This window comes from Caballeronia sp. ATUFL_F2_KS9A (assembly GCF_023630765.1).
Lineage (GTDB): Bacteria > Pseudomonadota > Gammaproteobacteria > Burkholderiales > Burkholderiaceae > Caballeronia > Caballeronia zhejiangensis.
In genome coordinates this window covers 449,545-462,160 of sequence record NZ_JALQEK010000032.1, presented here as the reverse complement: position 1 = coordinate 462,160, position 12,616 = coordinate 449,545, and the positions used below count along the sequence as shown (strand labels likewise).

Genomic DNA, 12,616 nt, shown 5'->3' with positions numbered 1-12,616 from the left:
TCAGAACGAACGCGGCAGGCCGAGGATATGCTCGGCGACGTAAGAGAGAATCAGGTTGGTCGAAATCGGCGCGACCTGATACAGACGCGTCTCGCGGAATTTGCGTTCGACATCGTATTCCGCCGCGAAGCCAAAGCCGCCGTGAAATTGCAGACAGGCGTTGGCCGCTTCCCATGATGCATCGGCGGCGAGCAGCTTCGCCATGTTCGCCTGCGCGCCGCAAGGCTTTTGCGCGTCGAAGCGTTCGCATGCCTTGAAGCGCATCAGGTTCGCGGCTTCGACATTGACGTACGCGCGCGCAATCGGAAACTGCACGCCCTGATTCTGCCCGATGGGACGCCCGAACACGATTCGATCGTTCACATACTGCGTGACCTTGTCGATGAACCAGTAGCCATCGCCGATGCATTCCGCCGCGATCAGCGTGCGTTCGGCGTTTAGGCCATCGAGTATGTACTTGAAACCCATGCCTTCTTCGCCGATGAGATTCTCGGCAGGAATCTCCAGATTGTCGAAGAAGAGCTCGTTGGTTTCGTGATTCACCATGTTGAGGATCGGCTGCACCGTGAGGCCATTGCCGATTGCTTCACGCAAATCGACGATGAAGATCGACATGCCTTCGCTCTTCTTCTTCACGTCTGCGATCGGCGTCGTGCGCGCGAGCAGAATCATCAGATCCGAATGCTGCACGCGCGAGATCCACACCTTCTGGCCGTTTATCGCATAACGATCGCCTTTTCTTTCCGCGGTCGTCTTGATCTTTGTCGTGTCGGTGCCGGTGGTCGGTTCGGTCACGCCCATCGATTGCAGACGTAACTCGCCCGATGCGATCTTCGGCAAGTAGCGTTTCTTCTGTTCCGTCGAACCGTGACGCAACAACGTGCCCATGTTGTACATCTGCCCATGACACGCGCCCGAATTGCCGCCCGAGCGATTGATCTCTTCCATGATGACGGACGCTTCGGTAAGCCCCAGACCCGAGCCGCCGTATTCCTGCGGAATCAATGCGGCGAGCCAGCCCGCTTTCGTGAGGGCATCGACGAATGCTTCGGGATAACCGCGTGCTTCGTCGATCTTGCGAAAGTATTCGCCGGTGAACTGGCCGCAGAGATCGCGCACGGCCTCACGAATGTCCTGATAAGCGTCGGATGTCGATTCGATCATGATGTGCCTGCGGATGTGTGGAGATCGTCAGCCGAGCGTGGCGCGCGCCGTCATGCCGAGCCAGCCTTCGTGATCCTTCGACCAGAGTTCGACAGTCCTGCCATCCGCCGATGGCTGCCCGCGCAGACGCAGCGTATTGCCCGCGAAACACGGGCGCTGCGCCTTGAATGCGAAGTCGATGACGGTCGCGTCGGGCAACTCGCGGCGCAGCAGGTCCATCAATAAGGTGGCAATGAGCGGCCCATGCACGACAAGTCCCGGATAACCTTCGACTTGCGTCACATAAGGCTTGTCGTAGTGAATGCGATGCGCGTTGAAGGTGAGCGCCGAATAGCGCAGCAGCAATGTCTCGTCGGGAACGAGGTCGCGTTGCCATTGCGCATCGCGAGGCGCGGCGACCGGAGCGGGCGCGGGCGCACCGGGCGCTGCCGGCTCGCGATACACGATGTCGTGCTCTTCCTCGATCGCGGTCGCATCGCCGCGGTAAATGCGATGCCTGACTGTCACGAAGCCGAGCTTGCCGGTGCGTCCTTGCTTCTCGCTGACATTGAGAATCGTCGATTCGCGCGTAATGCGTTCACCGACGATCACCGGCGCGGGGAAGCGCAGGCGTCCGCCGGCCCACATGCGGCGCGGCAAACCGAGATCGGGCAGAAAGCCGCCTTTCTTCGGATGACCGTCTTCCGCGATGAGCGACTGTTTTGCAATGGGCCGGAAGAAGATCCAGTGCCACAACGGCGGAAGGGCATCGCCTTCATGCGGGGCGGCATCGTGATCGAGTGTGGCCGCGAGGGCCGCGACGGATGTGGGCGCAACGATATCGACGGCGCGCTCTGTTTTCATTGTGTCGTCTCCATTGCCGGGCGGGGCCGGTGAATTACGACTTTAGAGAAATATCGGGCGGGGCGGAAATATCGCTTTCATGTGCCGGGCATAGGTTCAACCTATGACGTGGTGTCATCAATCTCATGACGCGCGGGCCATTTTTCTCCGCGACGCAGCGCCATAACATTCGATCCGTCGAAGTCAAACGCATCACGAGAAAGGAGCCGGATCATGTATGTCGTCACGGGAATCACAGGACAAGTCGGCGGTGCGCTCGCAAACGCGCTGCTGGAATCGGGCAAGCCCGTACGCGCCGTCGTGCGCGATGAGAGGAAGGGCGCGGTTTGGTCGGCGCGCGGCTGCGAACTCGTACACGCCACGATGACCGATGCCGATGCGCTCGCTCGCGCCTTCGAAGGCGCGCAAGCCGTGTTCGTTCTGCCGCCGCCGGAATTCGATCCCGCGCCGGGTTTTCCGGAAGCGCGCGAAGTCATCGATGCGATCGTCGCGGCCATCGCGCGTGCCAGGCCGCGCCGGATCGTGTGCCTGTCGACGATCGGCGCGCAAGCCGCTCAAATCAATCTTCTGACGCAGCGCACGCTGCTCGAAGAAGCGCTTCGCAAGCAGCCTGTTCCCGTCACGTTTCTGCGGCCGGGCTGGTTCATGGAGAACTGCGCATGGGATGTCGATTCGGCGCGCAACGAAGGCATCGTGCATTCGTTTCTGCAGCCGCTCGATCGCGCGATTCCGATGACCGCCACCGACGACATCGGCGAACTCGCCGCGAAGCTCATGCAGGAAACATGGACGGGCATGCGCGTCGTCGAACTGGAAGGACCGCAACGCACAAGCCCGAACGATATCGCGGCTGCGTTTTCATCCGTGCTCGGCAAGCCGGTGCGCGCGCAGGCAGTGCAACGCGAGACGTGGGAAGGACTGTTCGCGAGTCAAGGCATGAAGCATCCGATGCCGCGCATTCAGATGCTCGATGGCTTCAACGACGGATGGATCGACTTCGAAGGGCGTAGCGAAGATATCGTCAAAGGCAAGACGCCCATCGTCGATGTGATCCGCAAGCTCGTCGGACGTCAATCGTGAACGCCCTCGGCCCGCGACGCGCACATCCGCCACGATGACGCCGGCTTCGGCGCATCGACGGTATCACGCCACCAGCGCTCGCCGCGATGCGGCGCTTCGAGATCGAGCCGCTCGCCCATGCGCGGTGTCGCCACCGCGACGCCTCGCGCGAGCGCCAGGCCCGTCACGCGCTCGAAAGGTTCTTGCCACGGATGCATCGCGAGATCGAACGTGCCGTTGTGAATCGGCACGAGCCAGCGTCCGCGCAAGTCGATGTGCGCCTGCACCGTCTCCTCGGGCTGCATGTGCACGTACGGCCATTGCGGATCGTATGCGCCGGTCTCGATCAGCGTGACGTCGAACGGGCCGAGGCGCTCGCCGATGGTCCCGAAGCCGTCGAAATAGCCGGTGTCGCCGCTGAAGAACACGCGCACGTCATCGTCGACGATGACCCACGACGCCCACAGCGTGCTGTTGCCATCGAAGAGACTGCGGCCGGAGAAGTGCTGCGCGGGCGTGGCGGTGAACGTCAGGCCGTCGATCTGCGCGCTTTGCCACCAGTCGAGCTGACGCACTTTTGCGGCATCGATGCCCCATTCGATCAAACGATCGCCGACGCCCAGCGGCGTGAGAAAGATCGCTGTCGTCGAGGCAAGCGCAAGCACGGTTTCGCGATCGAGATGATCGTAGTGATCGTGCGACAGGACCACGCCGCGCAACGGCGGCAGATCGCCAAGCGCGATGGGCGGCGCGTGAAAGCGCTTCGGCCCGACGTTCTTGAACGGCGACGCGCGCTCGCCGAACACCGGGTCCGTCAGCCAGTATTCGCCGCGCAGCTTGAGTAGCATCGTCGAATGGCCGAGGCGGAAAAGGCTGCGGTCGGGCGCGGCATCCAGATCGGCGCGGGTGAGGGTATCGACGGTCGGCGCTTGCGTCGGCACTGTGTTGCGCGGTTTGTGGAGCAGCATGTTCCACATGATGCGCAGCGTCTTGCCGAAGCCTTCGACAGGACGCGGCTTCACATTGCGAAAGCGCTCGCCGTCATGTTGCGGCGATGCGCTCGACAACGCGCGTCCGCGCTTTGCTGCGGCGAAACCCAGGGCACGGCTGATGCGATCGGCGAACGAAGTCATGAACGTGAAGGGACGTGAGCCCGAAGCGGAAAGTAGACTGCACAGTGTAGTTTAATTTTGAGAGAAAAGTAAACCGATCGGTGTAAAATGTGGGGATGGATTCAAGCGACATCAACGACATTCCCCAGCGTCTGACTGACCGGAAGCGCGCCGCGATCGTGAACGCGGCCGTTGCGGAGTTCATCGCCGCGGGCTACGACGCCACCAGCATGGACCGCATCGCCGCGCGCGCGGGCGTTTCCAAACGCACGGTCTATAACCACTTCGAGAGCAAGGAGGCGCTGTTCGCCGCGATCCTGCATCGGCTATGGGATACGAGCGAGACCGGCGATGCGGTGGCTTATAGCGCGAGCGAACCGTTGCGCGCGCAATTGCTCGCGATGCTCACGCGCAAGCTGCGCCTCATGAACGATGAGGCGTTTCTGTCGCTCGCGCGCGTGGCGATCGCGGCGGGCATTCACTCGCCCGAGCGCGCGCGGGATATGGTGGCGCGCATCGGCGAACGCGAGGAAGACGTGACGGCCTGGATTCGCAAAGCCGCCGCCGATGGCCGGCTCGCAGTCACCGACCCTGTTTTCGCAGGGCAGCAACTGCATGGCATCGTCAAGGGTTTCGCGTTCTGGCCGCAAGTGACGATGGGCCAGCCGCCGTTATCGAAGAGCGAGCAAAAGAAAGTGGCCGAAGCCGCCGCCGACATGTTTCTCGCACGCTACGAACGCGCTGCGCCCGAACACGGGTGACGCAGCATCCGCGAAGAAGCCGAACGTTCATGCGCGAACCCGAATAAGCAGATTTCGCCGCGATTAAGGTATAGGGTCTAAAACTGCGCGGATTCTTGCGCACGGCGTTCACCTGGCGGTTTTTATCGTCGGGCAGCGGTAAGCCTTCGTCGAAGGAGAAAGTCATGAAGACCGTCCTCGTTACGACCACGCTCGTGGCCGCGTTTTCCCTCGTCACCCTCACTCAGGCGCAAGAGCCGAGCGATACCCTGCAGTCCATCCCCGCACCCGTTCAGCAGAACGCGCAGGGCGCCGCGTCGTCCGGCGACACGGCCTATGGCGGCGTGGCACCGGGGCAGAGCAGGAGCGGGAGAACAGCGAACTGGACCGGCGGCACGCAGAGCAATTGCAGTCCGCGACCGTTCTGCAACGTCTATTCGGGCGGACAATAAGCGCGACGCTGAGAGGGCGGTTTTTTCGGACCGATGCTCGCCCGAAAAAGCCGCCCGCAACGAGGCCGTCACCGGAGGCTGTTAAAATCGCGATACGTTTTCTACGGGCACGATGTGATGGGCTTCGAACAACTCGCCGGACTGAAAGAGCAACTCGCAAAACAGGCTGCTGCCAGCAACGCAGCGAAGAAGAAGGCGCCGCGCGTGCGGCGTCCCGCGCCGGCGGGCGCGAAGGCGGCGGCTCCGTCCAAACCCGCGGCGGCCGCGTCCAGGCCTGCCGCGGCGCCATCGAAGCCGGTTGATCCTGTCGTGCATACCATCGGTAAGCTGCAGAAGCGTTTTCCGCTCGCATTTCCGAAGAATCCCGCGCCTAAGGTTCCGCTGAAGGTCGGCATTTTCGAAGATCTGATGAAACACGCGGAAGAACTCGGACTCAACGAGAGAGAACTGCGTGCGGCGATCAAGGTTTGGTGCCGCGGCAACCGTTACTGGACCGCGCTCGTGCAAGGTGCGCCGCGAGTCGATCTGACTGGCGCGCAAGCGGGCGAAGTATCGTCGGCGGATGCGGAACGCGCCGTTTATCTGGAAACGAATCGACTGGCGCGCTCGGCGTCGGCGTCGGCGTCGGCTTCGGCCACCGCTTCCGCTCCGAAAGCCGCAGAGTCCGCGGAATCCGCCAAGTAACGCGAGACGCGACACCGCGCGCAGTTCGCATCGCGCGCGGGTTTCCCTTTTCCTTTCGCGCTAGTCCAAAAGTTCGTTATAGCGTGGCCCGAATGCTTCGCTATCCGAATCATAAAGGGCGCAAAAAACGCGACGCCTTTCAGCGTCGCGTTTCTTCGAATCAACCTTCGATCAGAACCGGTGACGCAGACCGACGCGCGTCACGAACTGCGTGTTCGCGCCCGCACTGCCGATGAACGACGCCGACGAGCCGATCTCCGCTTGCACCGGCGTGCCGTTGTTGCTGCCCGACGCCTTCTGATACGCGCCGCTCGCATAAACATCGGTGCGCTTCGACAGCGCGTAGTCGACCACGGCGTTGATCTGATGCCACTTGCCTTCGAGGTTGCCGCCGAGATCGGAGAACGTGTAGCCGAGGCCCGCGTTCAGCGCCGGCGTGAACGCGTACTTGCCGCCGATTTCATAGTTGTTCAGGTTCGACGATGCAGCCGTGATCGGCTCGAAGCGCGTATGCGTCCAATTCGCCCAGATCGTCGCGGCGGCGATCGTGTAACGCGCGCCGATACCGTACGTTTCCAGATCGCGCAGCCCTTGCGTGTTCACGTTCGCGATGCTCACGCTGAACGCCGGCGTCGCCCCATTCGGATAGCGGATGTTCGTGTACGCCGCGCCGATGCCGAACGGGCCTTGCGCATAGTTCAAACCGAAGCTGTACGCGCTGGAGGCGCCTTGCACGGCAGACGTGCCCGTTCCCGTCGTGGGCGAACCCGCGAAGTTCGTCGAGTTCGAGAAGCCATACATCGCGCCGAACGTCACGCCGTGGAAATTGGCGCTGCTGAACTTGACCGCGTTGTTGATGCGGCTCGACGTCAGCTGATCCAGATCGTTGATGTGATACGCGTAATTTCCGGCGGCCGTCTGGCTGCCCATCGTGTAGTTGCTGCCGAGATAGTCGGTCGAGAACGAGTATTGACGGCCGAAGGTCAGCGAGCCGAAATCGGTCTTCGCCAGACCGACATACGCCTGACGGCCGAACAACGCGCCGCCCTGCCCGAGCGTGCCGTCGCCGCTGTTGAAGCCGCTTTCGAGCACGAAGATCGCCTTGAGACCGCCGCCCAGATCTTCCGTGCCGCGCAGGCCCCAGCGGCTACCCGACGCGACGCCGTCGCCGTACTTCACGAGGCTGTCGTGGCCGCTCGCGGTCGCGACCTTATTCGCATAGGTGATGCCCGCATCGATGATCCCGTATAGCGTGACGCTGCTTTGCGCGTGTGCCGCGATGCCGAACATGCCGAGAACGGCCGCCGCTACGATGTGCTTCTTCATTCTTCTTTCTTCCTTGGTGTTGTCCGCGTGAAGCGGATGCCGCTCGACGCGGCCCGGTTCAGGAATCGCCGCCACGCATTCGTTGAGCGCGAGCGCGGCCATCCCGGCTTCGCGAAGGAATTTCGCAAAGGTCGAGTGCTTCGTGATGGGTAGGGCACTTCGTCAGGCGAAACGGGCGATGTCCCGTTGCAAGAACGCAGGCAAGTCGCGTTGCCTCGGCACCTTCGGCCGGCGACTTACGCTATAGCCGATGGAATATAACGCGTCGTCAGGTATCGGTAAATTCCGCGAAGCGCCTTGTAGCGTTTCTTCCACAGCAGCGTCACGAGCGGCACCCGATTCTCCATGCACCGTCTGCAACTAACGGTCCATCCCGCCGCACCACGGCCTGCGAACAGGCGCGCGCATTGCAACGCAGGGCAGGCGATCATGCAAGCAACGCGGGTGTGTCTTTAGATCGAACTCAAAAAACAAGGGAGACGGTATGACCGAGCAAAAACACCATGACGCCTGCCGAGCGGGCGTCGCGTTCATCGACGCGCAATTGACCGCGCTCCATGCGTACGCAAGCCTGCTGTCCGACTGGATCGAGCGCGGCGCGCCGCCGCCGGACTTCGCGAAGGCGCAGCCCCTACTTGCGCGCAAGCGCTCGCATCCGGAAGCGCACGCGCACAGCGAGGACGGCACGCCCACCAAAAGCCCGCCGCCGGAAGACGCGCGGTCGTGGCCATCGTTCGATACGGCCGATGCGCGCATCGCGTTCGCGCTGACCGTGCCTTGCTCGAATGCGATCCTCGCGGTCGCCGAATACTTCGATATCCATCGCTTGTCGGCGTCGCGCGCGCCCGAAGTGCAGTTTTTGATGCGTCTGCGCGATGCGGCCGTGAACGGCAATACGTTCAGCCTCGCCGGCGACGACTACATGCCGCACGCTGCTTACGCCGGCTTGATCGTCGATCACTCGCTCGACGGAACGTTGCTCTTCAGCGATGGTGTGAAGCCGGGTTTCATCGAATTCGGCGATACGGTCGGCCTATTGCGCTATCTGACGAAGCTGTTGAGGAGCATGCAAACCGCGATCAGCGCGGGCGATGCGGGATGAAGCATCCACGAACATGATCGGGCGCGAAGTTTGCGCGTATGACGGCGACACCAACCGGTCATACGAACATGGACGAATCGCTGAAACGCCTGCGGGAAAGAATCGCGAAGCAGATCGCCGAGCGCGAGGCCACGCTCGTCTCGATGCGTGAAAGCGCGACGCTCGCGCGCACGAATCACGATCGTGAACGCATTCTTCTGACGCTTGCCGTGCTCGACGAAGAGCTCGCCGGATGGAAAAAGATCGCGGCGCGTGTCGAGCAGGCGGTTCTGTTCGAGCCGCGGAATCATCGCGCCATTCGCATGCCGGCAATGCGATAAGTCACTGCCGTTCGACGAGGAGCCCGCAAGCACGCGCGTTGAAATTGCTTCAACATGTAGCGAGATCCGCTTACATGGAGAACCGCAATGACAGCTTCGAAAGGCAGCCACGATACGCCCGTCTGGTTCATCACTGGATGTTCGACCGGCTTCGGCCGCGAACTCGCTTCCGCCGTGATCGACAAGGGCTGGCGCGCTGTCGTGGCCGCGCGCAATCCGGACAGCGTCGGCGATCTCGTCGAGCGTGGCGAAGGACGAGCGATCGCCGTGCGTCTCGACGTCACGCGTGCCGATGAAATCAAGTCTGCAATCGCCGATGCCTACGCCGCCTTCGATCATATCGACGTGCTCGTGAACAACGCGGGCTTCGGCTATCTCTCGGCTGTCGAAGAGGGCGAGGAAGACGAAGTGCGCGCGATGTTCGAAGCGAACTTCTTCGGCGCGGCCGCGATGATCCGAGCCGTATTGCCGCGTATGCGCGAGCGCCGCTCGGGACATGTCGTCAATATCACATCCGTGGGCGGGCTGGTCGGCAATCCGGGCAGCGGGTATTACGCCGCGACGAAGTTCGCGCTCGAAGGTCTCGGTGAAGCGCTCGGCCGCGAAACGGAAGGGCTCGGCATCAAGGTGACGGCGGTCGAGCCCGGCCCGTTTCGCACGGACTGGGCGGGCCGCTCGCTGAAGCAGACGCGCAATCCGATCGACGATTACGCGCAGACTTCGGGCACGCGACGCGCGGCGATCGCGGAGCGAAGCGGCAAGCAGCCGGGCGATCCGGCGCGCGCGGCGCAGGTCATCATCGAAGCGGTCACGTCGCCGGAGCCGCCGGGACATCTCGTGCTCGGCGGCCCCGGACTCGAACTCGTGCGCAACAAGCTCGCGAAGCTCAACGCCGATATCGACGCATGGCAGGCGCGCAGCCAGTGGGCCGATAACCCGGTGCAGTGATCATGAAGCGGCTCGCCGCGCAGGAACAGCGCATACTCTCGCTCGTCGCCGACGATGCCGCTCTTCTGCACGTTGCAACGCCGCGCGTGCGCTTCGTGAATACGTCGAACGGACCGTGCTACGAAGCCTTGTTCAATCGCATCGAACTTGATCGCGCCACGCTCGCGTTGCCGGAGCCGTTGCTTCGTATCGTCGTGGCGCACGAAGTCGGGCACGCGACGCAACGCAAGACGATGCTGCTCGATTTCGCATGGACCGTGCTTTCAGTGATGATGCTGTTATCGGTACCGTGCATCGTCTTCGCGATTTCATCGGAAGATGATCTCTGGCGCATCACCTTTCCCGGTATCGGCTTCGCGTTCACTTTGTTCGTCTGTCTGAAGATTTGGAGCGTGCGTGCCGCAAAACGCGCCGCCGCCTTCGAACTCGATGCGGATGCGAAAGCCGCCGCGCTTTGCGGCCCGGCATTGGCCCTGGCTGCGCTCGAAGCAATGGCGGCGCGCGGACATGTCGATGCAGCGCGCCTCGATGCGATGCGTGCGCGCCTCGTATCGACGTCGCAATAGTTGCCGCGCGTAATGCCTCGATGGATAGCGTCGGGCTGGCGCTCGCGAAGCATCTCGTCGAATTGCATGGCGGCGCGATTTCCGTCGAAAGCGAAGGTCCGGGATCATCTCGTGAAGCCGGTCGATGGCGATGTGCTGGAACGCGTGCTGAATCTCGTGGCGCAACGAATCGAAGCGGCCTGACAAGACGCGTCATCCAATGAAAAGGCACGGGCGTCCTTAACGGACGCCCGTGCCTTTATGAGCCGTGCCGTCTTATTGCGTCTGCGAAGCGGGCGGTGTCGCCGACTTCTTGTGATGATGCTTCTGGCCTTTCTTTTTATAGGCGGGCCGCGGCTTGTTGTCGGGATACTCCGCGGCCGCGAACGACAGCGTCGGCGCGGCAAACGCCGCCAGCACCAGAAGCACGAGAGATTTCTTCAAGGACGTTTTCATCGGGGACTCGCTTGGAGGAGATGGCCTTAGAAAGATGAATCGACATGCGCTTGAGAGACGCGCGGCATCGCCCGGTTCCTCGTCGTGTCGACGCCGCTGAGGCAACAGTATATTGCACAAAAAAAGGCAATTCATCAGTGGGCGGGCATAAGGCGTTGAAGCAGCGGGATTTTTGTCGATTCGCACTGCTTTCATAAACGCCGATCCGCTGCCTGCCGTCCGCGACAAATGTCATCAACTGCATCTACTATCGTGCCTGTTCTCAACTCAGGGACGATCCAGTGAAAGAAGACGACATCCGCAGGAATGCGTTCGCCATGCCTGTGCTCAATCCCGCTTATCCGCGTCCGCCGTTCCGCTTTCTCAATCGCGAGTACTTCATCATTTCCTACGAGACCGATCCCGACGCGCTGCGCGCCGTGGTTCCGGAGCCGCTCGAAGTGGATAACGGTCTCGTACATTACGAATTCATTCGCATGCCGGATTCATCCGGTTTCGGCGATTACACCGAAAGCGGCCAGGTGATTTCCGTCATCGATCCGGATGGCAAGAAGGGCAGCTATACGCATGCGATGTATCTCGACGACGAAGGTCCGATCGCGGGCGGCCGCGAAATCTGGGGCTTTCCGAAGAAGCTCGCGTCGCCGCGTCTTGGCGTCGATGGCAAGGACACGCTGCTCGGCACGCTCGACTACGGCACGCAACGCATCGCGACGGGCACGATGGGCTACAAGTATCGTCCGCTCGATCTCGAAGCCGAACGCAGGAAGCTCGCGGATACGCCGAACTATCTGCTGAAAGTGCTGCCGCATGTCGACGGCACTGCGCGCGTGTGCGAACTCGTGCGCTTCTTTCTGCGCGACGTGAGCGTGATCGGTGCATGGGAAGGTCCGGCCGCGCTCGAACTGCACGCTCATGCGCTCGCGCCGGTCGCTGATTTGCCGGTGCGCAAGGTCGTCGGCGCGCGGCATGTCATCGCGAATCTCACGCTCGATATCGGCGAAGTCGCATACGACTATCTCGCGCCGCCCGATGAACTCAAGCTCGCGGTCAACCAATAACAACGGCAAAGGAGTATTCACATGGCACTGCAAGGAAAAGTCGCGCTCGTGACGGGCGCTGCGAGCGGCATCGGCGAACAGACGGCGCGCAAGCTCGCGACCGATGGCGCGGCGGTCGTCATCGCCGATCTGAATCTCGCGAATGCGCAGAAGGTTGCGGACAGCATCGTCGAAGCGGGCGGCAAGGCGATCGCCGTGTCGATGGACGTGACGAGCGAAGATGCCGTGAACGCGGGCATCGAAGAAACGGTGGCGAAGCTCGGCGGTATCGACGTGCTGGTATCGAACGCGGGCATTCAGATCGTCGCGCCGATCGAAGAGTATGCATACGCCGACTGGAAGAAGATGCTCGCGATCCATCTCGACGGCGCGTTTCTCACGACGAAAGCCGCGATCAAACATATGTACGCGTCGGGCAAGGGCGGCTCGATAATCTACATGGGATCGGTGCATTCGCATGAAGCGTCCAAGCTGAAGTCGGCCTATGTGACGGCCAAGCATGGCTTGCTCGGGCTCGCGCGCGTCGTCGCGAAGGAAGGCGGTCCGCGCGGCGTGCGCGCGAATGTCGTGTGTCCCGGTTTCGTGCGCACGCAGCTCGTCGAAAAGCAGATTCCCGAGCAGGCGAAGGCGCTCGGCATTTCGGAAGAAGAAGTCGTGAAGAACGTGATGCTGAAGGAAACGGTCGATGGCGAATTCACCACGGTCGCCGATGTCGCGAACACCGTCGCGTTCCTCGCGGGCTTCGAATCGAATGCGCTGACCGGGCAATCGGTCGTCGTGAGTCACGGCTGGTTCATGCAATAA

At 62.0% G+C, this 12,616-nt stretch carries 15 protein-coding genes; 10 read left to right on the top strand and 5 right to left on the bottom strand.

Features of this window, described 5'->3' with window-relative positions:
- On the bottom strand, positions 1–1,164 hold the full coding sequence (locus NCS67_RS22920; protein ID WP_250436746.1) for an acyl-CoA dehydrogenase family protein: 1,164 nt from the start codon (positions 1,162–1,164) through the stop codon (positions 1–3).
- A 27-nt stretch (positions 1,165–1,191) separates the two neighbouring features.
- On the bottom strand, positions 1,192–2,007 hold the full coding sequence (locus NCS67_RS22915) for an HTD2 family dehydratase (RefSeq protein ID WP_250436743.1): 816 nt from the start codon (positions 2,005–2,007) through the stop codon (positions 1,192–1,194).
- A 213-nt stretch (positions 2,008–2,220) separates the two neighbouring features.
- Between NCS67_RS22915 and NCS67_RS22910 the strand changes: the two genes are divergently transcribed.
- The gene (locus NCS67_RS22910) at positions 2,221–3,087 is read left to right on the top strand and encodes an NmrA family NAD(P)-binding protein (RefSeq protein ID WP_250436740.1); all 867 of its coding nucleotides are present in this window, start codon (positions 2,221–2,223) and stop codon (positions 3,085–3,087) included.
- On the opposite strand, the gene NCS67_RS22905 is transcribed toward NCS67_RS22910, so the two are convergent.
- A complete protein-coding gene (locus tag NCS67_RS22905; RefSeq protein ID WP_175981151.1) occupies positions 3,078–4,199 on the bottom strand; it encodes an MBL fold metallo-hydrolase in 1,122 nt (373 codons plus the stop codon). The two genes, NCS67_RS22910 and NCS67_RS22905, sit on opposite strands and share 10 nt — an antisense overlap.
- Before the next feature lie 95 nt (positions 4,200–4,294).
- Between NCS67_RS22905 and NCS67_RS22900 the strand changes: the two genes are divergently transcribed.
- From NCS67_RS22900 to NCS67_RS22890, 3 genes are all read left to right on the top strand, one after another.
- Positions 4,295–4,939, top strand: a complete 645-nt coding sequence (locus NCS67_RS22900) for a TetR/AcrR family transcriptional regulator (protein ID WP_250436737.1) — start codon at positions 4,295–4,297, stop codon at positions 4,937–4,939.
- 164 nt (positions 4,940–5,103) lie between these two features.
- Positions 5,104–5,370 (top strand): hypothetical protein, encoded by a 267-nt coding sequence (locus NCS67_RS22895; protein ID WP_250436735.1) that lies wholly within the window; start codon positions 5,104–5,106, stop codon positions 5,368–5,370.
- Between the two features lie 117 nt (positions 5,371–5,487).
- Positions 5,488–6,054 (top strand): ProQ/FinO family protein, encoded by a 567-nt coding sequence (locus NCS67_RS22890; RefSeq protein ID WP_250436733.1) that lies wholly within the window; start codon positions 5,488–5,490, stop codon positions 6,052–6,054.
- Positions 6,055–6,225: 171 nt separating this feature from the next.
- Here the strand turns inward: NCS67_RS22890 and NCS67_RS22885 are convergent, their stop codons facing one another.
- Positions 6,226–7,380, bottom strand: a complete 1,155-nt coding sequence (locus NCS67_RS22885) for a porin (protein WP_008348428.1) — start codon at positions 7,378–7,380, stop codon at positions 6,226–6,228.
- Between the two features lie 484 nt (positions 7,381–7,864).
- On the opposite strand from NCS67_RS22885, the gene NCS67_RS22880 reads away from it, so the two are divergent.
- The 4 genes from NCS67_RS22880 (at position 7,865) to NCS67_RS22865 (ending at position 10,316) form a co-directional block, all read left to right on the top strand.
- Positions 7,865–8,482, top strand: a complete 618-nt coding sequence (locus NCS67_RS22880) for a hypothetical protein (protein ID WP_250436732.1) — start codon at positions 7,865–7,867, stop codon at positions 8,480–8,482.
- Positions 8,483–8,520: 38 nt separating this feature from the next.
- Complete coding sequence (locus tag NCS67_RS22875) at positions 8,521–8,802, top strand: hypothetical protein (RefSeq protein ID WP_235366229.1); 282 nt, start codon at positions 8,521–8,523, stop codon at positions 8,800–8,802.
- An 87-nt stretch (positions 8,803–8,889) separates the two neighbouring features.
- The gene (locus NCS67_RS22870) at positions 8,890–9,750 is read left to right on the top strand and encodes an oxidoreductase (RefSeq protein ID WP_008348423.1); all 861 of its coding nucleotides are present in this window, start codon (positions 8,890–8,892) and stop codon (positions 9,748–9,750) included.
- Between the two features lie 2 nt (positions 9,751–9,752).
- A complete protein-coding gene (locus NCS67_RS22865) occupies positions 9,753–10,316 on the top strand; it encodes a M48 family metalloprotease (protein ID WP_033536229.1) in 564 nt (187 codons plus the stop codon).
- Between the two features lie 255 nt (positions 10,317–10,571).
- Here NCS67_RS22865 and NCS67_RS22860 read toward each other — a convergent pair whose 3' ends face one another.
- Positions 10,572–10,751 (bottom strand): hypothetical protein, encoded by a 180-nt coding sequence (locus NCS67_RS22860; RefSeq protein ID WP_033536228.1) that lies wholly within the window; start codon positions 10,749–10,751, stop codon positions 10,572–10,574.
- 281 nt (positions 10,752–11,032) lie between these two features.
- Between NCS67_RS22860 and NCS67_RS22855 the strand changes: the two genes are divergently transcribed.
- Positions 11,033–11,812 carry an acetoacetate decarboxylase gene (locus tag NCS67_RS22855; protein WP_034473154.1) on the top strand — a complete coding sequence of 260 codons (780 nt, stop codon included), beginning with the start codon at positions 11,033–11,035 and terminating at the stop codon, positions 11,810–11,812.
- A 21-nt stretch (positions 11,813–11,833) separates the two neighbouring features.
- Positions 11,834–12,616, top strand: coding sequence for a 3-hydroxybutyrate dehydrogenase (locus tag NCS67_RS22850; RefSeq protein WP_250436730.1), 783 nt, complete (start codon positions 11,834–11,836; stop codon positions 12,614–12,616).